Consider the following 23,948-nt stretch of genomic DNA (forward strand, 5'->3'; position numbering starts at 1 on the left):
TTAAACTGATACGATTTTTGTACTCATTTGTTTTTCAATTTCTAGTGAAATTTGCTCAAGTGTATTGCTAAAATATACGTTGTGAGGCAGTTCAATATCAAATACTTTCTTTATCAAATTATTACTTTTTATAATTAATAATGAATGCCCCCCCAAATTGAAAAAAGTATCATTCAGACCTACTTTATCTATTTGTATAATTTTTTGCCAAATACTTGCTAGTTTTTTCTCAATTTCTGTTTTAGGTTCTTTGTATTCAAATTCTTCGTTTCGAGTTGAAGAAACTAATTTTGTAAGTGCTTTTTTATCTACTTTACCATTTATAGTAATAGGCATTGTTTCTATGACTTCTATACTTGAAGGAATCATATACTCTGGTAATGTTTTTCTTAAAAACTTTTTCAGTTTAAACAAACTTAAATTACCCTCTTCTTCCTTAACCACAAACGCAATTAATCTCTTGTCATTTTCGGCTCTATCAATTGTTATCACTACAGCTTGCTTTACTCCTTCTATTCCTGAAATAGCTAATTCTATTTCTTTCAACTCTATACGATAACCCCGAATCTTTACCTGGTCATCATTTCTACCCATATATTCTATTTCACCATTTGGTAACCATTTTACCAAATCTCCAGTTTTATACAACTTAGTATGTCCTCGTTCTATATCTAAATCACTTGCTAATGGGTTATCTACAAAACGTTCTGTTGTTAATTCTGGGCGATTTAAGTACCCTTTTGAAACTCCTATTCCTCCTATATATAGTTCCCCTTTAACTCCTACAGGAACAGGACACATGTATGCATCTAAAACATATATTTGCGTGTTTTGAATAGGTTTACCAATATTGGTATTAGAATCTCCTTTTTGATAGTTGAATAGTGTTGAACAAACTGTAGTTTCTGTGGGTCCATAAGCATTTACCAAATACTTATCAGCACTCCATCTATTAAAACAAGTAGCAGAAGCGACTCCCCCTCCCACATGAATGGTTTTTAAATCATTTAACTCCGTTTTTTCTAATTGCTCTAAAAGATCCGCAGGTATGGTTAAATGCTGTACTTTATTTTCCTCTAAAAACGCAACAATATTTCCGCCATTCTTAATGTCATCAGGAACAATTGTTAACTTCCCTCCTGATAAGAACGTCGGTAAAATTTCCGAAACAGAAGCGTCAAAAGAAACTGAAATCATTTGTGATGCTATTGTATGCTCATTTAATTTAAAATGATGAATTAATGAGTTGCATAAATTAGTAACCGAATCATGTGTTACTAATACTCCTTTGGGTTTTCCTGTAGTTCCGGATGTGTATATCACATAAGCTAAGTTATTTGATGTATTAAAACTTGTTAAGTTGCTTACACTTTCTTGGCTATAAAATTCTTCGTTGGAGTCAATTAAAATTAAATTATGGCTTGGTAAATGTTCTTTTAGGTGTTCTTGGCTGATTACTAAATCTACCGCTGTATCCTCTAGTATAAAATCTATACGGTCTTGTGGATACATCGGATCAATGGGTACATAAGCTCCCCCCGCTTTTAAAATTCCCAATATCCCTATTGCCATTTCTAAACTACGATTTGTACATAACGCAATTAGGGTATCTGGTTCAAGTGATTGTCCGTTAAGAGTAGCATACCTATCTCGAATATACCTAGCTAATTGATTACTTTTAGCATTCAACTCTGTATACGTTAATTCATCCCCTTCATAAGCCAATGCTATGGCATCAGGGGTTTTTGCCACCTGCTTTTCAAACAAATCATTAATTGTCTGATTTACTTCACCATACACATTAGTAGTATTCCAATCGTGAATTATTTTTGAATACTCTGCTTCTTTTAATAAAAGTACTTTGTTACAATTTGTATACGGATTCTCTAGAATTTGATGTAATACATACTCCATCTTTTCCAAATGCAATTTGGCTTGAGCTTCTTGTAAATGAGCTCCATCATAGTTTAATTTTATCGCTAATGTATTATTATACTCATATGCAATTATCCCCAGAGGGTAATTAACTTTTTCAATTGACTTTCTTATTCTTGATTTCGAAGCTGAAAGATTACTTTCTTTAGGAATAGGGTAATTTTCAAAAACAAGTAAACTATGAAATAGTTGTTCTCCTTTTCTCTGCAATGAAGAGAGATTTGTAAAACTATGTACGTTTAATTCACTAATCGATTTTTGAATGGCATGTAATTGAGATAAAATACTTGATTCTGTATTCCAATCAATTACCAATGGTAACGTATTAATATACAAACCAACACTATTTTCTATTCCTTCAATAGGCAAGCCCCTTCCTGAAACTGTTGTTCCAACCACCGTGTAATCATTATTGCAATAAACTTGTAATAGCTTATGCCATATAAATTGAACAATGATGTTAATAGTAATTCCTTCTTTTTTACACAGTTTTTTTAAACGGTTATAGTCTTCTCCTTTAATTTCAATTGAAGTTATTTTTGATTCCTGTACTTGTTTATAATTCTCTAAATCTATAGGAATGTCTAACAATCCATTAATATTGTTCGCTCCATCTACATTTTTTAGTACCGTATCCCAATATGTATTTTTTGTAGATTCTTGAACAGCTATATACTCCTGGGTTTCTAAATAGGCTACATCACTTTGTATATCAATTTCTTTTCCTTCTAACAATTGTGTGTAATATGACTCTAAACTATTCATTAAAACAGGTAGACTCCAACCGTCACTAATGCTATGATGTTCGTTTTTTAATATTGTAAAATAGTTTTCAGAATGTTTGAAAATATGCAGTCTAAAAAGTGTTGGCTGCGTTAAATCAAACCCAGTTATCCTATCTTCTTTTTGAATTGCATCAATTCTTTTTTCTCTTTCCTCCTGCGTATTTAAATTGCTTAAATCATAAAACGTATATTGTAAAGCTCCTTTTTTATACACTATCTGAATTAATTCTTCTTCCCAATTAAAAGCCGTACGTAAAATAGGGTATTGTGCAATACAATATTGCCAGGCTTCTACGTACTTTTCTACATCTAAATTTCCTTTATAATCATACAGCTTTTGTACTCGATACGCATCGTCTTCTGGTTGACTAATCACATGGTAAATAAATCCTTGTTGTAAACTGTTGGCAGGGTAAATATGCTCAATAGAATTTTGATTTGACCTTGCCTCATTTTGCAAATTATTAATCAATTGTTGACTTAAACGAACTGTTTGAAAATCACTAGGGCTATAACTTGCTCCTATAGTTTTAAGTTTTTCACAACAGTGTGTAATAATTTGTATTAAGTGATATTTAAGAGACTCATTAAGTTTATTAGTAATAGCCTCTCCTAAGCGAGTCACTACATAAAAATTTAAACACCCGTCATTTACTAATCCATTAATATTAATAATGTTGCGGTCTGAATTTGAATGATCCGTTTGCAAACCGCTGTTACCTGGTATAATTTGCCAATCTAATTGCTCCTTCGTCCCTTTATCAAATTGACCTAAATAATTAAAACTAATTAGAGGCAAATCATTTTGAGTATACGATGTGGTTTCACTAATAGCAAAAGATCCAAACCCGATTCCTTTGTTAGGTATTTTTCGTAGCTGTTCTTTAATAGTCTGAATACTTTTCCCTATATCGGTTCCAAGTTCTATATGTACTGGGAACATACTCGTAAACCAACCAACTATGCGGCTATGATCAATACATTCATCTATAAATTCCCTTCCGTGACCTTCTAACGTAATGTTGTGAGCTGTATGACCTGTGATATCAGTTAATGCAAATGCTAGTGCTGTTAATAAAATATCATTAATTTCAGTATGATATGCTTCTCCAACAGTATGCAATAAATTATGCGTAAAATCATGATCTAATCTCATACGACTTTGCGTACGATCTGGTGTTATGGTGAATGCCTCTAATGCCGCCTTTCCTTTCAAGTTTGATAACCAGTAAGAAGATTCTTTGGAGTGTAATTTTGAATATTCTTTGACTGTTGTAACCCACTGACGGTAACTACTTTGTTTTTTTATTAAACTTTTACCGGAATATAATTGCTGAATATCCTCTACTAAAATACGCCAACTAACTGCGTCAACTATCATATGGTGTAACGCAAAGAAAAGTCTACAACTACCATCTTTATAACCTGAAACGTAACCTATTTGAAATAACGCCCCTTGTTCTAAATCAAAACCAGTATGCCATTGGGTAAATGCTTCATGAATTTCTGATGAGGATAATGATGCAACATCTATTACCTGTAATTTTGGAATTACTATTTCTGATTGATATTCCTGCTTCCATGAGGTAGCTTCTTTTATATAACGCACACGAAGTATATCATGATACGAAACTAATTTTTCTATAGCATTAGAAAGAACTTCTAAATCTAATTGAGGGACTTTGACTAAAAAACTTTGGTTCCAATGATTAGGCTTTAAAAATTTGTTAGTATTTACTTGGTCTACAAACCATTCTTGTACCGGCAATAAACCAAACGAGCCTTTTAATATTCCTTCCTCTTTTTTAACTACAGTTGTTATTTCTTTGGATAAATGTAATGCAAGTTTTGAAATTGTCTTACAATCAAAAATATCCTGAACACTGCATTGATAATCTAATTGACGTATACGCCCCGAAACTTGTATACTTAAAATTGAATCTCCTCCAATCCTGAAAAAATTGTCCGTAATACCAACTTTATCAACACCTAATACCTCTTGCCAAATACTACATATCGTATTCTCTAAATCTGTCGTTGGCGCCACATAACTATCCAAAGAACTAAAATTAGGATCTGGTAATAAACGTTTATCTAACTTCCCATTAATAGTTAACGGAAAATTTTCAAGCTTAACCAAACTTGATGGAATCATATAATCAGGAAGTACCGAATGCAAAGAATCCAAAATAAAATCATCAGTTAATGAACTTGAATCTTTATCTAAAACATAATAACCTACCAAATAATTACTAACTCCTGATTCTGTAACTCGCTCTTTGGCTAATACACAACTCCGTGAAATACCATCTATAGTATTCATTGAGGATTCTATCTCTCCCAACTCAATACGATATCCACGAATCTTTACCTGATCATCATTCCTACCGATATACTCTAAATTGCCATCGGGCAACCAACGAACTAAATCTCCTGTCTTATACAATCGGGTATACCCTCTTTCTATATCCAAATCACTGGCAAAGGGATTGCTTATAAAACGCTCTTTGGTTAATTCTGGACGATTTAAATAGCCTCGAGACAAACCTGCTCCGCCTACAAACAACTCCCCAATAACACCAACCGGAACCGGTTGCATATTCGTATCTAAAACATAGGCTTTTAAATCTGATAAAGGTTTACCTATATTCAACTGAGTCCCTTCTTCTTTTATCAACTGTTTATAGGTAACATGAACCGTAGTTTCTGTAATACCGTACATGTTTACCAACTTAGTCTCTAGTTTATTACCAATCTGATAAGACCACCAAGGATCAAGTTGTTTAATATTCAATGCCTCTCCGCCAAAAATAATATACCGTAGTTTTAGGTCTAATGCTTCTGAATGAGTAACTATATCTATAAATCTATAAAATGCAGAAGGTGTTTGATTTAATACACTAACTCCATATGTTGAACATACATTACTAAATAATTCAGTGTCCTTAGTTTGTTCTTTAGAAAGCACCAAAAGTTTTCCGCCATAGAGTAATGATCCCCATAATTCCCATACGCTAAAATCAAACACATACGAATGAAATAACGTCCATACATCTTTATTTGTAAAACCAAACTGATGATTTGTAGCCGAAAACAAACGAATAACATTACCATGTGCTTGCATTACTCCTTTAGGTTTGCCAGTAGTTCCCGAAGTATAAATGATATATGCCAAATCTTCTGACCTACTAATGCTTTCTGGGTTAGAAGTATCTTCATGTAGATAAAAATCTTCAGATAAGTCAACATACAATGCTTTATCCAAAGGCATACCTGCTTTTAAATCTTTTTGAGTCAAAATCAATTCTGATCCTGTATCCTCCAAAATATAATCTATACGATCCTTCGGGTAACTTGGATCTATAGGAACATAAGCCCCTCCTGCTTTTAATACGCCTAAAATCCCGATAACCAACTCCAAACTACGATCCAAGCACAAGGCTATAAAAGTATCTGTTTCTAACTCTTTACCAGTACGCGCTTTATAAACAGAACGAATATGCCTGGCCAATTGATTACTCCTAGAACTCAAATCCTTATATGTCAACTCCTGACCTTCATAAACCAATGCAATAGCATCTGGTGTCTTAGCTACTTGCTCTTCAAATAATTCATGGATAGTTGTATCTTCTTCATAGTATGCCTCAGTTGCATTCCAATCGAATACCACTTTATTGTATTCTTGAGGATTGAGTACGTTTATTTCACCGTGTTTTTTATTAGGTTCTTCTAAAACCTGATTTAAAATATATTGCAATGTTGATAAATGTTCATTTGCTCTTTCTTTTGTCAAATGGTTTTCATCATATTGAAATTTAAGACTAATCACATCAAGGTACTCAAATGAAGTAATGCACAATGGATAATCTACACCTTCATGTACATGCTTTACTTTTATTATTGGATTGTGCTTAAAAGCTCCTTTGGGAGTTGCATAATTCTCGAAAACTACCAAACTATGAAATAGACGTTCTCCTTCTTTTTGTAGCGCTACTAAATCTGCATAGCTATGAGCATTTAACGCCAAGATTTGCTCTTGTATCTCCTGTAACTGCAATAAAATAGTATTATCATTATCCCAGTCTATTAGTAAAGGAAGCGTATTGATAAATAAACCTACACTACTTTCAATACCTTCTACCGGAACTTCTCTACCTGATACCACGGTTCCGACCATACTTTGACGCTCTCCACTATACACCTGTAATAATTTGTGCCAAATAAATTGTACCAATACGTTTACGGTTATTCCGTGCTGCTGACTAAAGTTTTTTATTTGTTGATATTGAGCTCCTTCAATTTCTACAGCAACTGTTGATGTTTGCTTTTTCTTTTCATGATCATTCTGACGTATTGGTGTAGTTAACAATCCATTGATATCATTTGCTTTTTCTACGGATTGCAACTTTTGAGCCCAAAACTCTTGTGCTTTTTCTTTGTTTTTTGCAATGTATTCTTGCGTTTCAATATACCCCGTATCTATTTCAAAATCTACTTCTTTACCTGCATTTAGGATATCGTAATAAGCATGTAAATTTTTCATAATAATAGGACCACTCCAACCATCCATTACACTATGGTGATCTGTTTTGATAATTGCATAACAGTCCTCTGATTGCTTTATGATATGTAACCTAACTTGAGTTGGTTCTGTTAAATCAAATGGCTTTTTTCGATCTTCAACCTGAATCAATCCTATTGCTTCATCTTTTGCCTTCTGAGTGGGTAAATGACTTACATCATGTACCTGATACTCCAAGTTTCCTTTTTGATATACTAGTTGAATTAATTTTTCTTCCCAATTAAAGGCTGTTCTTAACACTGGGTATTGCTCAATACATAATTGCCAAGCTTTTACATAAGCATCAACATTGAGGTTTCCTAAATAATCATATAATAATTGTACTCTATAAAAATCATTTTCCGGCTTAGTAATAGACTGATATACAAACCCTTGTTGCAAACTATTGGCAGGAAGTATTGTTACAATCTCATTTCCAACATGCTTTGTTTTTTCTTGTAAGCGATCTAATAGGGTTTGACTTATCGTAACTGTTTCAAAATCACTAGGAGTATAATTCGTTCCTTTTTCTTCATATACTTCTGTACAATGATTGATAATATTATTAAGATGAGTTTCAAAATTTTTGCTAATTTCTTGAGTTGCTACCTCTCCAAATTTACTTACTACAATAAAGCCTAATTTTCCACCACTTACTTTTCCTACGATGTCTATTAAATTATGATCCATATTTTTTGGATCTACCTGAACTCCTGCTTCTCCCCAGCCTTCTCCTCCTTGATTCGAATCAAATTGTCCTAAGTAATTAAAACTAAATGGTGCTAAGTTTTCGTGTCCAAAATCTACACGCTCTTGAGTAGCAAAAGTTCCAAAACCAATTCCTTTGTTAGGAATGGCTCGTAAGTATTCTTTTACAGATTGAATATTTTCTTTGAGCGTTTCTTTTAATGTCAATTTTATTGGAAATACGCTAGTAAACCAGCCTACAGTCCTACTATGATCTATAGATGGATCAATGAACTCTCTTCCGTGACCTTCTAAACAGATATATTGCGTATCATTTTTATTAAAATCGCTAAGCGTATAAATTAATGCAGTTATTAAAAGGTCATTAATTTCTGTATTGTACGCATTGGTAGCACTTTTTAATAAGGTATTGGTCCTTGATTTATCAAATTGTATATATGCTTTGCTTCGTACTTTTCCATACGTTAATAAATCATATACAGGCATATTTTCTAATTGCTCACTCCAATATGCTTTTTCAGAAGGGTTTTCTACAGCGTATTTCTTTACACTGTTAACCCACTGTCTGTAGCTACTTCCTTTACTAGATAATGGCTTTTCTGCTAGCAATTGTAAGATATCTTCAGAAAGGATTCTCCAACTTACTCCATCCACAATCATATGATGCATTGCCAAATATAATCGTGTACTACCATCATCATACCCATATAAATATCCTGCTTGAAATAACAAACCTTTTTCTAAATCAAACTCACTTTGCCATGCTGTTAAATATTCTTGAACTTCTGAATTACTCAGTGTACTTACATCTAATGATTGTATTTCTGGCACATAAACAGTCGGCAAGTACTCTTGCTTCCAAATTGTAGAAGTTTCTTTTAAAAACTTAATTCGGAATACATCATGATGAGCTACTAATTTTTCAAAAACCTCTTTTATTATCTCAATAGATGTTGTTGGAATTTTTATCAACAAACTCTGATTCCAATGATTTGGAATGGTAAAGATTTCAGCATTAATTTTATCAACAAACCATTGCTGAACAGGAAGTAAATCAAATGTTCCTGTAAGTATACCTTGCTCTGATTTGACATCTATTTTAGTTACTTTTTTTGCTACATGGGCTGCTAGTTTTTTAATGGTTTTGCATTCAAAAACATCTCGTACATCACAATCATACCCAAGTTGTCTAATACGACTAGATACCTGAATGCTTAAAATAGAATCTCCTCCTATTCTAAAAAAGTCATCTGTAATCCCAATATGCTCGATATCTAATAATTCTTGCCATATCGCACAAAAAGCTTTTTCTATATCATTTGTGGGTGTAGCGTATGTTTTTTTATTTAATTGAAAACCTGTATCGGGTAGTTTTCTTTTATCTAATTTCCCATTGATTGTTACTGGAAAAGATTCCATTTTAACAATAAACTTAGGAACCATATACTCTGGTAAAACATTTGATAATTCATCAAATATTTCCTCTTCTTTCAATGATACATTTTCTTCTTCTATATAATAACCAGCAATATATTTTCTATTCCCTATTTCACTTTCAGATTCTTTAACAACCACGCAACTTTGACTTATTCCATTTATGGCTGTTAATACACGTTCAATTTCTCCTAACTCAATACGATATCCACGAATTTTTACCTGATCATCATTTCTACCAAGGTACTTTACGGTTCCGTTGGGTAACCAACATACTAGATCTCCTGTTTTGTATAGTTTTGTACATCTTTTTTTCGTGTCAGATTCTGTAGCAAAAGGATTATTTATAAAGCGTTGTGATGTTAATTCGGGAAGATTTAAGTATCCTTCGGCAACACTAATTCCTCCAACATACAACTCACCCGTAACTCCCAATGGCACTGGAGTTAAATTCTTATCCAACACATATAGCTTTACATTAGGAATTGGGTTTCCTATGGTTGTATTTATATCACCCACAGAATAAGTATGCATTGCTGCACAAACTGTATTCTCTGTTGGGCCGTAACCATTTACCAATTTTCTTCCTTTGCTCCATTGTTGCATAGTTTCTTCTGGACAGGATTCTCCTGCAACCACCAACGTCTTTAAATCTTTTAACGCTCTATATTCAGCTGATTGTAATAATGTAGGAGGCAACGTGGCTATGTTAACTTTATGCTCTTCTAAATAATCTAACAATAATTTAGGGTCTTGTCGGGTTTCATTTGTGATTACTGACAAGCACGCACCAACCGATAATGCTGGAAAAATCTCAGAAACAGAAGCATCAAAAACATAAGAGGCAAATTGAATTAGGTTATCATTCTTTGTGATATCTAATACCTGCGATTTTCCTCTTACTAAATTGTTAACACTTTTATGTTTAATTTTTACCCCTTTAGGGTTCCCCGTTGTTCCTGAAGTATATATTACATATGCAATGCTCTCAAAGTTAGTATGTTCTATTAGAGTTGCAATACTCTCTGTACTGTAAAAATCATTGTGTAAGTCAATGTCTATAATATTACTTACCGGAAAATCAATTTTTAAATTTTTAAACACATCATTCTGACTCAATACTAATGGAGCATTTGTATCCTCTAAAATATAATTGAATCGTTCTTTGGGATAGGCAATATCCATAGGAACATAAGCCCCTCCGGCTTTTAAAACCCCCAAAATACCAATCACCATTTCCATACTTCTTTCTAAGCATAATGCTATGTATGTTCCTGGAGTTAATGAACGTCCATAAATTTTATTATACTCCTTTCTAATATGTCTTGCTAATTGGTTGGTTCGTTCATCTAACTCTTTATAGGTTAATTGTTTTCCTTCAAAAAACAATGCCGCCGCATCTGGAGTTCTTTCAACTTGCTCTTGAAATGCCTGATGCACGGTTTTGTTATAAAAATCATCGGTATCTGTGTCATTCCAATCATATACTATTTGATTATATTCCGAAGATGTTAATACCGAAAATTTATCGTGTGTTGTGGCAGGTTCTGCTACTAATTGTGATAATAAGTATTCAAAGTGTCTCCCTAACCTTTTTATCGTTTCTTCTTTAAATAAACTGGTAGCAAAACCTATTTTTACCAAAAGTTCCTCGTTACTATCATCTACAAATATGGATAAATCAAACTTTTCTACTTGATAGGCATCTTCTAATTCTAATGGATTTAATACCAAAGAAGATTCATTCATTTCTTTTCCTACAAAACTCTGAACACCAAACAATACCTGAAAAATAGGATGTTTAGCCATATCACGTTCTATCCCTAATTCTTCTACTAATTTTTCAAATGGTACGTCTTGGTGAAGTGTATCAGAAATCTGATCATTATGCACTTGTGTTATTAACTCTTCAAAACTCTGAGAATTATTAAGGAGTACTCTATTTACTTGCGTATTTACAAAAAAGCCTATTAGATCTTCTACTTGTCTATTGTTTCTATTTGCATTTACGCTTCCTAATACAATATCATCTTGTCCTGTATATTTTTTTAATAAAATACTGATTCCACTTAGTAGTACACTGTTTAGAGTTACCCCTTTACGATTTGATAATGCCCTTAGCTCTTTACTTAATTGCTTATCCATTTTAAATAAGTGCCTACTCCCTTTATAATCTACATGAGAAGGCCTGACATAATCTGTGGTAATCTCCAAAGTTTGACAACCTGAAAGTTTATTTTTCCAATATGCTAATTGAGTTTCTAATAAAGAGTTTTTAAGAGACTCTCTTTTCCACCATGCATAGTCTTTATACTGTATTTTCAGTTCAGGGATCTCAAAGTCTTTATTAGCATGAATATATGCATTATAAAAGGCATGCATTTCTCGAGTAAAAATCTCTACCGACCAACCATCGCAAGCTATGTGATGAAAATTGACTAATAACCTTCTTTGTCTTAATCCATTGTCATCTAAAATCGTATAAACCGAAGTACGCATTGGATACTCTGTGCTCAGGTTAAATGGAACATTGATATCTTTTGTAAGCTCCTTTTTATATTCTTCATAAGATACCTCCACCTGTTTGATTATTGGTGGTTCTTCATGAACTTGCTGAATAGCATTAAGGTTGGATCCTTGCGTTATTGTAGTACGTAAAATTTCATGCCTTGCTACCAACTGTTCGATAGCATATTGTATTCCTTTTATGTCTACTTGAGCTCCAATTTCAAATAAAACAGGAATATAATAGGCATTGGTCCCTCCCTCATATTGTTCTATAAACCATAATCGCTCCTGTTCGGGACTCAATAGAAAATTCACCGTTTCGTGATTCCTTAAAATGACTTGGTTACGAAATTTCTCTTTAGAAAAAACATAATTTTCTTGAAGTACTGAGATTATTTCTTGCTTATTCTGAACAATAAAATCACTTATTTCTTGCTTATTGTCTTGTTTTGTGATAAATAGTTTTAAACGATCCTCTTCAACCCAGATGCTTCCTTTATCTTGTCTAAGCTCATTAAAAAAAGTGTAAATGCTTCTCATTATTTTAAATATACTGTCAAAAATTAATTACTTAGAATTCTAATGTTATTCCTTCCTCTTCTTCTGATGCGAATACATCTTTTAAAATAGCATCGATATTCTTGCACCTAAATATGTCTGCAACATTAATTTCTTTACCTAATATGTCACTCATTCGATACGCTGCTTTAATACTCAGTATAGAATCTCCTCCCATTTTAAAGAAATCATCTGTTATCCCTATTTTTTCTAATTTTAATAGTTCTTTCCATAGATCACACATTGCTTTTTCATTCGCAGTCTCTGGTGCAACATAGGTGTACTCTGAAATTGTAAAATCCACTTCAGGCAAGGCAGCTCTGTCTAACTTCTCATTAATGGTTAATGGAAAACTTTCGAGCTTAACCAAACTTGATGGAATCATGTAATCAGGAAGTGTCTTACTTAGGTGCTCTAAAATAAAATCATCAGTTAATGAATCTGTATCCAATACATAATAACCTACCAAATAGTTACTAACTCCTGATTCTGTAACTCGCTCTTTGGCTAATACACAACTCTGCGAAATACCATCTATAGTATTCATAGATGACTCAATCTCTCCCAACTCTATTCGATAGCCACGAATCTTTACCTGATCATCATTCCTACCGATATACGCTAAATTGCCATCGGGCAACCAACGAACTAAATCACCCGTCTTATATATCTTAGTATACCCGTTCGATATATCTTCTTCTGTTGCAAAGGGATTGCTTATAAAACGCTCTTTGGTTAATTCTGGCCGATTTAAATACCCTCTCGACAAACCTGCTCCTCCTACAAACAACTCCCCAACAACACCAACCGGAACCGGTTGCATATTAGTATCTAAAATGTATAATTTTATATTTTTAATAGGACCACCAATATTCGTGTTTGAACTCACTTGCTCTTTTTTCGAATGTGTAACACCTACTGTTGTTTCTGTTGGACCATATTCGTCTATTGGGGTAGTTATGTACTTTAAAACGTGAACTAACTGAAAATTCTCTAGTTTTTCTCCTCCTATAAAAGCTTGTTTGATTTTATATTCAGAAAAATAATCTAATGGAATATTCCCTAAAAGAGAAGGCGTATTTTTTACAAAATCAACCTTATTCTCAACTATGTGTTTTGCATACTGTCGAACATCGTTCAACGTTCCTGAATAAATAGCTATCCTCTTACCTAATAATAAAGGACAAATAGTAGTAGTGACGGTTAAATCAAAAGATAACTTTGTAGAAAAATCTACCGTGTTAACCTCTGGCAGTATTATTTCTTTAACGCTACTTACATAGTTATGTAAACTAACATGCGCTATCATTACTCCTTTGGGTTTACCCGTAGTTCCGGAGGTGTATATCACATAAGCCAAATCACTAGATGTACTATAACTCGGTAGATTCGATGTTGATTCATCTTGGTAGAAATTCGATCCCTCATCTATAGAAATAACATGAGCTTTGGGTAAAGCTAAATCACATAAATGATTCTGACTCAAAACTAACTCAGACTGGGTATCTTCTAAAATATAAGAGATACGATCTGATGGATATTCAGGGTCTATAGGAACATAAGCTCCTCCTGCCTTCAATACACCTAACATTCCTATGATCATCTCTATACTTCGATCAAAACACAGGGCGATCAAAGTATCTGGTGCTAACTCATCACCAGTACGTGATTTATAAACAGAACGAATATGCCTTGCCAATTGATTACTCCTAGAATTCAAATCCTTATATGTCAACTCCTGACCTTCATAAACCAATGCAACAGCATCTGGTGTCTTAGCTACTTGCTCTTCAAATAATTCATGGATAGTTGTATCTTCTTCATAGTATGCCTCAGTTGCATTCCAATCGAATACCACTTTCTTGTATTCCTCATCCCTTAACAAACTAGAATCACTATAAGCCTCTTCTGGAGTGGCAACTAACTGTTCTAACAGATACTTATAATTACCTATCAGTTTTAATACGGTAGCCTCTTTAAATAAACTAGTAGCATAATTGATCGTTCCTAACATTTCTTCGTCACTATCATCAATTAATATGGACATATCAAACTTAGAAACCTCTTCTTTCCCTTCAAGCTCAAAGGGGACTAAATACTGGTTTTGAGTTTCTACATTACCTCCAAAACTTTGTACTCCAAACAATATTTGAAAAATAGGGTGTCTAGAACTATCTCTTACCACTTCTAACTCTTCTATTAATTTTTCAAAAGGAAAATCTTGATATAACTGTACATCAATTTGATCCTTATGAACCTGTGCTACCAGCTCTTTATAATTTTGCGTATTATTAAGTACTATTCTATTAGCAAGTGTATTTACAAAAAGGCCAATAAGATTTTCCGTTTGTTTATAATGCCTGTTCGCCATTACTCCTCCAATCACAATATCCTCTTGCCCCGTGTATTTACTTAATAGAATCCCGATTCCGCTCAATAAAGAGCTATTCAAACTCACTCCGTAACTTTTGGATATCTCTCTTAACTTTTTACTGAGTTCTTTAGAAAATGTAAATGTGCATTTAGCGCCTTTATACGAAATAGAGTTTGGCCTTGTATAATCTGTAGGAAACTGTAAATTCTGATACCCCTGAAGTTTGTTTTTCCAATAATTCAGCTGGGTATTTAAAACCGATCCTGTAAAAAAGTTTCGTTGCCAAACTGCATAATCTTTATACTGTATCGTTAGTTCAGGAATAGCAACATGCTCTTTTTTACCAATATACTCTTCATAAAAAGCATATAATTCCTTTAGAAAAATATTAATTGACCAACCATCACTTGCAATATGGTGCATATTTATTAGCAGTACATTTCTCGATGTATCGTCAGAAGATATAATGCGATACACATAAATTTTGATGGGATATTCATTACTTAAATCAAACGAAGTATTGATATCTTTTTGAATATAGGAATGAAAATTAATCGTATCCGATACCTCAACCTCATTAATGAATACGTCATTATCTTGTTCAAATAAAAAGCCATCTTGCTCTGCTCCTATATCCAAGGTACTCCTTAAAATACTATGACGCGCTACTATTTTTGTGAGTGCATGTTTAATCCCAGAAATATCCGTTTCTGAAGGAATTTCGAATACCATAGGAATATGATATGCATTGGTTTCTTTTTCATATTGCTCAATAAACCATAAACGTTCTTGAGCAAATGACATAAGGTTAACTTTATCATTGGTTTTTGGAATGTTAACAGTTGATGAAGTCAAACCATGTGTTAATAATTCAGCAATTTTTTTGAACTTAAAAATTGCTGAAATCTTTATTTCTTTTTCCAATAATTCACTCATTCGATGTGAAATATGAATTGCTGAAATAGAATTCCCACCAATAGCAAAAAAATTATCTGTAACCCCTACTTTACTAACACCTAAAACTTCTGACCACAGTGTGCATATTTGATTTTCTATACTTGTTCTTGGGGCTACATAGTCATCTCGTTGCTCATCAAAATCTGGGTCTGGCAAAGCTAATTTATCTATTTTTCCATTCACAGTTAATGGAAAATTTTTCAAGGGCATCACAAAACTAGGCACCATATAATCCGGTAAAACCTCTGATAGTGAAGCAATAATATTTTCTTTACTTAATTGACTTTTAAAAGGGATGTTATAGGTACTTTTCTCTTTTGATTTAGTTTTTTTTAAGTTTGTATAATTAGTTACACTGCTATTTTCCTTGATTGAAAGTACAACATCATATCTATACGTATATAATTCATTTGTATACTCATGATCAGTAGGTCTTTCTATAACCTCTACTTGTATTTCGTTGTATGTAGTTGCTAAATCAAGAAAATAATTGGGGCTAATCAAAAATTCATTTTCTTTTAAAGCTACAGCATCTACATCATAAGAATCATAATCAAATCCTTCAAAATCAAACTTCTCAATAATTAATTCATGGTGTAAATCATAATTACGAAGATCTCCTAAATACAGCTTTCCTCCATTAGATAATTTTTTGATAGACTTATTTAAAAAATCTTCGAAATAATGAATACTAGGAAAATACTGACATACTGAATTAACAACAATGGTATCAAATAATTCTTCTGTAGGTAGTAAATTAAGTTGGTCTGCTCTTAAATGATAAAGTGCTGTATTGTTATTTGTATTTTTTAAATACCCTTGATGCCTTTTAATTATTTGATATGAAATATCTAATCCAACATATCTAGAAACATCTTTTAATAAAGGATACATTAATAGACCAGACCCTACACCTACCTCTAGAACATTCGTTGGTGATAAACTTTTTATGGTATCAATGATATAATCTCTCCAAGCTTCCATTTGAGATAAAGGAATCGGCTCGCCTGTTATATAACTATTCCAACCCGAAAAATCAGCTTCCATTTGTGATTGTTCAACTTCATTCTGATATCCGTCATCATAAAGTTGCTCCCAATCATTTAATATATTTGAATCATTTTCTAGAGCATAAGCATCGTCTAATATATAGTAACCTACTAAATACTTCAAAGCAGTTTCTGACGATGTTTGTCGTTCTTTCACCAAAACATTACTTTGATGAATCCCATTTATGCTACTTAAAGCATTAGCTACTTCATCTAACTCAATACGATGCCCTCTAATTTTTACTTGATCATCATTTCTACCTATATACTCTAAATTTCCATCAGATGACCAACACACTAAATCTCCTGTTTTATATAATAGATGATTTCCATTAGCAATTTCCTCATCGGTCGCAAATGGGTTTGATACAAAACGCTCCTTTGTTAAATCTTCTCTATTTAAATAACCTCGTGATAGTCCTACTCCACCTATATACAATTCTCCTGTAACGCCAATAGCAACAGGAATTCCTTGTGCATCTAAAACATATGCTTTTTTGTTGTTCAATAATTTTCCTATCACATTTATCTTTGATTGCGATGTCATTCTATGATAGGTCGCACCAACCGTAGCTTCAGTAGGTCCGTATTCATTGATCAAGTTTATTCCTGAAAATTTATTCAAAATGTTAGCATCTGCTAATTCTCCAGAAATAATAAGCGTGTCTAATGATGATACTTCTTTTTTATCAATAGCACCTAATAAAGCTGGTGGTATGTATGCAATATTAATATCGTATGTTTTATAAACACTATGTTGTAATTTTTTTGAATTTTCGGTGATTACCAACGTGTTTGATGAACACAACGAACCAAATATGCACGAAATTGAAGTATCAAAAGCATAAGAATGTAACAAATAGAATCGTTTACCAATTGGAGTATTTAAAAAAGTATGTTGTGCATGCAGATAATTACAAACTCCCATATGTTCTATCATTACTCCTTTAGGTTTTCCTGTGGTTCCTGAAGTATAAATGATGTAAGCCAAATCTTTAGAAGAAGTACTAACTCCGAGATTTACACTTTCTTCTAAATCATAAAAATCTGCATTCAGGTCTATATTAATAGTCTTTTCCTTAGGAAGAGAAACCTCTGTAACACTTAACTTGCTTAGAATAATTGGTGTTTGTGTGTCTTCTAAAATATAATCAACTCGATGTTGAGGATAATCTGGATCAATCGGCACATATGCCCCTCCTGCTTTTAGTACCGCAAATATTCCAACAATCATTTCAATACTGCGATCAAGGCAAAGCGCTATTAAGGTATCCGATTTTAAAGGCTCATTGAAACGTTGTTCATATTCGGCACGTATATGTCTTGCTAGCTGATTACTTTTTGTATTTAACTCTTCATAAGTTAGCTGATCATCTTCAAAAATTACCGCAAGTGTTTTGGGTGTTTTTACAACCTGTTGCTCAAATAAACCATGCAGCGTACTACTATTTGGGAACAGTGTATTTGTTTTATTCCATGTATTTATAATTGTATCATAAGCTCTGGTTTCTAATACACATAGACGATCATAATTTTTATCAGGAAAATTTGTAAGCTCTGTGAGCAAATGAATATAATTTTCAATTAATCTTTCTACACTTTCTTTCTTGAATAAACTAGCAGCATAGATAAATTTACCCTTTAACTCTTCCTTACTATCATCTATAAATATCGACAAATCAAACTTGGCTACCTCATAAGCACTTTCTAAGTGATATGGGTTCAGAACCTTCTTTTGCTCTTCTGTATTTTCACTGGTACCGTCAAAACTTTGTACATTAAAAGTTACTTGAAAAACTGGATGTCTTGAATTATCTCTATCTATCCCTAATTCATCAACTAATTTTTCAAAAGGAACATCTTGATGCAACTGAGATTCTATCTGATCTCTATGTACTTCTGAAATTAAACTCTTAAAACTTTCCCCTTTTTTTAATCCCCCTCTGTTCACTTGCATATTGACAAAAAAACCAATGAGGTTTTCAGTTTGTCTATGATGTCTGTTAGCAATTGCACTTCCTACAACGATATCATCTTGACCAGAATGTTTTCCTAACAAAATATAAACGCTACTTAACAATATACTATGCAGCGTAGTTCCTTCATTTTTTGACAACTTCCTAAGTTTCCCACTTAAGTCTTTATTAAGTGTAAATACTTCTTGATATCCTTTATAATCAATTTCCTTTGGTCTAACATAATCCGTTGGGATTTCTAAGGTTTGAAAATCTGATAATTTAGCACTCCAATAATCTAATTGTGTTTTCAATAGATCCCCCGTCAAATAGCTTCGTTGCCAAATTGCATAATCTTTATATTGAATATCTAACGCTGGTAAGTTAAATTCAGAGTTATTTTTAATAAATGCTTCGTAATAAGTAAAGAGTTCGCTTTGGAAAATATTTTTTGACCAACCATCATCTGCTATGTGATGTACGTTAATTAATAGTAGTCTTTTTACAGTTTCTTTTCCATCCTTCACATGATATATGTGAACTCTTATTGGATATTCTGAACTTAAATTAAAAGGACGATTAATGTCTTTTCTTATAACCTCTTCATAGCTGTCGTTTATATTTAAATCCAGTTCTTTTATTTCTGGAGCAGCTTCACGGACTATTTGAATACCTTGATTTTGTTCTCCAAATGTCAACACACTTCTCAATACCTCATGTCGCAGCACAATTTGTTCTAAAGCATACTTGACCCCTTTTAAATTTGCTTTTGACCCCACTTCAAAAAGTGAATGCATATGATACGCATTGGTTCCTTCTTCAAATTTTTCGATAAACCATAATCGTTCTTGTGCAAACGACAAAACAGACTGTTTTGCTGTTGTTTGTGGAATTTCAATATACGGAGCATTTAGACTATGAGTCAACAACTGTGTTATAGTTTCGTATTCAAAAAAATCAGAAACTTTTATATCTCTAAACAAATACTCACTCATACGGTGAGAGACTTTTAAACTTGAAATAGAATCTCCACCAATTTTAAAAAAATTATCGGTAACACCCACTCTTTCTACATCTAGTTCCTTTTCCCAAATAGCACATATTGCTACTTCTTCTTCTGTATAGGGGGCTAAATATGCATCTTGCAGTACTATTGTATTCTCGTGTATTTCAGAATTATAGATTTTTTGTATCTTAATATCAAAATCATACAAACTAACATCTATATGTGACCTGTGATATACAATTAAAAAAAAATACCTATCAACATTTTGATTATTGAGTATCTCTATGTCATAAAAAATAAACCTAGCATCTTCAGAATCGGTTAATTCACCACCTAACAATCTCAGATCATTGATTTTGGATTGCACAGATTGCTTGGCATCTAGTGATAATTCTATATAACAGCTCCCCGCTATATTGTCTTCTAAACATTGATTTGTATTGATTAAATTCTTAGAAACACTATAAAGCTCGCTTTGTTGTAAGAAAGTATCACAAACCTGCCTAAATATTTTTTTATCAAAGCCTCCTTTTACTTTACTAAACATAAAGGTATTTTTTAAACCCTCTTTGCTTAGTATTGGTTCATTTGCCTCCACTAAATCTAGTGCTATGTTTTCTTTTTTAATCCCCACAATTATATCGTTAATATTAATTAGTACATTTAAATACTAAAGAACTTTTTAAATATTTTAAAAAAGATCTAAGCATGTATTTTAATTTATGCTTTACCAAACAAGTCTATTGAAATATCAAAATCTGCAATAATTTATTCCTTTACTCATATTAATTCGTCAAGTCTAGATTCTAGGTGTTCGTTAATTTCTGTTAACTGTTTAAAAGAATCTATTACATAATATTCCTTTTGCAATGATGTAATGTGATAATCAGAATTCATTATCTTATCCAAATCAAACTTGTGTAATGTTATATTTTCATTATTATAAATATTTTTTGACTCATTCGATGATGTCAAAACAGAGGCCCCAAAAACTTTTAATTCTCCATCTTCTTCAATAATACCAGTTTCCATTGTAAACCAATAAATTTTAGTTAGATACATTAATGCTTTTTTGTTATCCAGATAGTTAAGTGCTATTTGACCAAATCTATTTAGAAAATTTCTAATGTCTGGATTAAAGAGTATGGGTATATGTCCATATGTATCGTGAAAAAGATCTGGTGTATCAGAAAAATCGATCTCCTCTTTAGACCTTATTTCTACAGAAACGGGAAATTTTTTAATTGTTAGTAGTTTCAGATAAACATCTTCAGGCAATAACCCAGTTATTGGCACCAAATTCCACCCTGTTTTTATATAAAGCTTATCACTTAATAAAGCCACATTTGCTATACTTAGTGAATTTATTCCGAGACTAGCAATGCCTTTTTTAATTTCATTACAAGAATACTCAGAAGAAACTTTATTCTGCCTTTCAACCAACGTCTTCCAACTCTCTTTTTCTTCCAATGTATAACCCAAGTAGTTTTGAGGATGTTGTATCTCTTGTATCAGCTTCTGAGAATCAAAATCAACTCTTTGTTTGGAATCTGCCTTTATCATAATTTTCACTATTAAACATTTTTAAGTTTTAAAATACTCCACCGCCAGATTTTTCATTGAAATCTCGGCGTCTACGTGATTTAGCTTTATACTTACCATTACCAAAATTATAGGATATCCCTACATAAATTGTATTACTTTCCCAGTTAAACTCTCCAGTTTCGGCATATGGTCGTTCACTCCTAAAGGCAAACTTCAACGTATTAAAAATATCTTTGTAGTTAATACTTAACGTTGCATTATTTTGAGCAAAACTATACCTTGCTCCTAAGTTCATACTAAACATAGGTTCTACATCAAATTGCAAACCTTTATTTCTACCTCTATACAATGCAAAAGCAGAAAGCTTTAATTTTTTTGTAACCTTAAAATTGTTGTTTACTCTAAAATTCCAGGATACATTGTCTACTTCTATTTTTTCAGTTATTATATCCCCTGTATCAGCCAGACTTTCTGAAACCCCTGATTGAACTTGTGAAAAGACATCAAAACTTGAATTAAAACTCCACCATTTTAGAGGTTTATAACTACCCGTCAATTCAAATCCATAGGCATTAGTATCTTCAAAGTTGTCATAGGTTATGATTTGTTTATTTTGTTGATTTCTATCCACAAAAATTGCTCTATTAATTTCATTGTTAATGGCTCTATAAAAAACTCCGGTGGTAATACTCCCTTTTTCTAATTTCCTAGTATAATTAACCTCTACTGAATTAGTGAATTGCGGTTCTAATTGTGTATTTCCCATTGTTGAAAATAATGGTGTACTCCATTGACGAATTGGATTCACCTGATTCATCCCAGGTCGATCGACTCTACGGCTATAGCTAATCTGATATTGGTTTTTATCTGATGAAGAATAGGTAATATGTGCTGACGGATATACTTCAACATAATCATTAGTAAAAGCAGCTACTGAATTTGTATCAGCCAAAACCTCAACCATTTCTGTTCTGACACCTAATTTTGCAGACCATTTTCCTACTTTCTTAAAATAACTTAGGTAGGCCGAATAAATATCTCTTTTGTAATCAAAAACTGTACTTGGTGTTCGTACAATATCTCCATTACTATTAAAGGTTGAACCTGTTGATGAATAAGAAATTTCACTTTCAAAAAGTCGTGCTTGCAATCCAGCTTCAAAAGTTGAACTTTCATCATAAGGATTTATATAATCCAAATTAACCGTAGTTCTATTTCTTTCTGTTTTTATAAAATCTCCATAATCATCTATAAGTGACACTCCAGTAAATTCAAACCTTGTATCTTCTTCTTGGTTATACGTATCATAATCAACCTCTAATTCTATATTATGTCCTTCTTTATCAAAATCAAGTTTATAATCTAAATTATATCTAGAAGAAAGATTATCTGTATCTGTATCAAAGAACTGAGATTGGTTGAACTCTGAAGTAGCTAGGTATGTGATATCTGTTGAACTTAACAAACCACCATTGAAGGAATTTTGATTAGTAAAGATCGACAGTGTGTGTTTTTTATTAAGATATACATCAATCCCCAATTTAACCAAGTTAGAATTAGAATCTTTTAGAAAAGATAGATCCTGAAATATTTGCCCTTCCTGTCTATAAAGGTCTCCACCACTTATATTTTTCGAAAAATTACCCCCCCAATTACTGTAAAAATTAAATTTTCCAGTCCGATAGTTCATATTTAATCCTAGAATATATTTGGATTTAATTTCGTAAGTGTATCCCAAATTAACACTTCCGTTAAACCCCATCAAAGTGTTCTTATGTAATACTATATTAATAATCCCACTCATGCCCTCTGGGTTATATTTGGCAGAGGGGTTTGTAATTAACTCTACTTGCTTAATTGAAGTGGATGGAATTTGATTTAACAATTGCGCTGCTGGTACATTAGAAAGTTTTCCATCAACCATTACCCGCACGTTCTCATTTCCGCGTAATGCAATTTCTCCTGATTGCTGATCTACACTTACCGATGGCAAGTTATTCATGATTTCTGAAGCTGTAGGTGCCGAAGTGGCCAAATCCTTACCAATAGTTATAACTTTTCGATCTACTTTCTGCACGATTGTAGAGTTTTCGCCAACCACAACTACCTCATCCAATGATGTGGTTTCTTCTTCCAAACCTATTCTACCCAAATCTATTTTCCTAGCATTTTTTCCGATTTCAACCGACACTTGGTAAGCTTTATATCCTATATATTGTATAGTCACATTATAAAATCCAAAAGAAATTTCATCAATTTTAAATTCACCAATTTCATTGGTAATTCCTCCTGCTATTATCGCATCCGCTTTATCCTTTACCACTATAGTCACAAATGGAATCGTCTCATTAGTTTTTTGATCAATAACTGTCCCAATAATGTTACCTGAAGCTTCTGATTTTGGGAATATACTGCCCAACATTACCGAACTCCGTAGAATTATGATTAAACTAATTAGTTGCTTCATTTTTGATTGATTTTTTAATTGATAATTTTAATTGCTTACGGCTTATAATAAATACCATTCATAGTGCCTGCATCCATATAAATGGTACCTCTAATTTTTACTTTTA

Annotated in this window: 4 protein-coding genes; all 4 read right to left on the bottom strand. The window is 32.6% G+C overall.

Annotated elements, in window-relative coordinates; translation table 11 throughout:
* On the bottom strand, nucleotides 1–12,471 hold the full coding sequence (locus DZ60_RS0112945) for a non-ribosomal peptide synthetase (RefSeq protein ID WP_025742494.1): 12,471 nt from the start codon (nucleotides 12,469–12,471) through the stop codon (nucleotides 1–3).
* A gap of 31 nt (nucleotides 12,472–12,502) precedes the next feature.
* Nucleotides 12,503–20,377, bottom strand: coding sequence for a non-ribosomal peptide synthetase (locus DZ60_RS0112950; protein ID WP_152537428.1), 7,875 nt, complete (start codon nucleotides 20,375–20,377; stop codon nucleotides 12,503–12,505).
* Nucleotides 20,378–20,610: 233 nt separating this feature from the next.
* Nucleotides 20,611–21,393 carry a hypothetical protein gene (locus DZ60_RS0112955; RefSeq protein WP_025742496.1) on the bottom strand — a complete coding sequence of 261 codons (783 nt, stop codon included), beginning with the start codon at nucleotides 21,391–21,393 and terminating at the stop codon, nucleotides 20,611–20,613.
* A 28-nt stretch (nucleotides 21,394–21,421) separates the two neighbouring features.
* Nucleotides 21,422–23,842, bottom strand: a complete 2,421-nt coding sequence (locus DZ60_RS0112960) for an outer membrane beta-barrel family protein (protein WP_025742497.1) — start codon at nucleotides 23,840–23,842, stop codon at nucleotides 21,422–21,424.
* Nucleotides 23,843–23,948: the final 106 nt, after the last annotated feature.

The organism is Aquimarina pacifica (genome assembly GCF_000520955.1).
Taxonomy (GTDB): Bacteria; Bacteroidota; Bacteroidia; order Flavobacteriales; family Flavobacteriaceae; genus Aquimarina; species Aquimarina pacifica.

What these genes read in the sequence shown, in the direction of transcription:
- DZ60_RS0112945 (WP_025742494.1), bottom strand. Translation starts at nt 12,471, where the DNA reads ATGAGAAGCATTTACACTTTTTTTAATGAGCTTAGACAAGATAAAGGA.
- DZ60_RS0112950 (WP_152537428.1), bottom strand. Translation starts at nt 20,377, where the DNA reads ATGTTTAGTAAAGTAAAAGGAGGCTTTGATAAAAAAATATTTAGGCAG.
- DZ60_RS0112955 (WP_025742496.1), bottom strand. Translation starts at nt 21,393, where the DNA reads ATGATAAAGGCAGATTCCAAACAAAGAGTTGATTTTGATTCTCAGAAG.
- DZ60_RS0112960 (WP_025742497.1), bottom strand. Translation starts at nt 23,842, where the DNA reads ATGAAGCAACTAATTAGTTTAATCATAATTCTACGGAGTTCGGTAATG.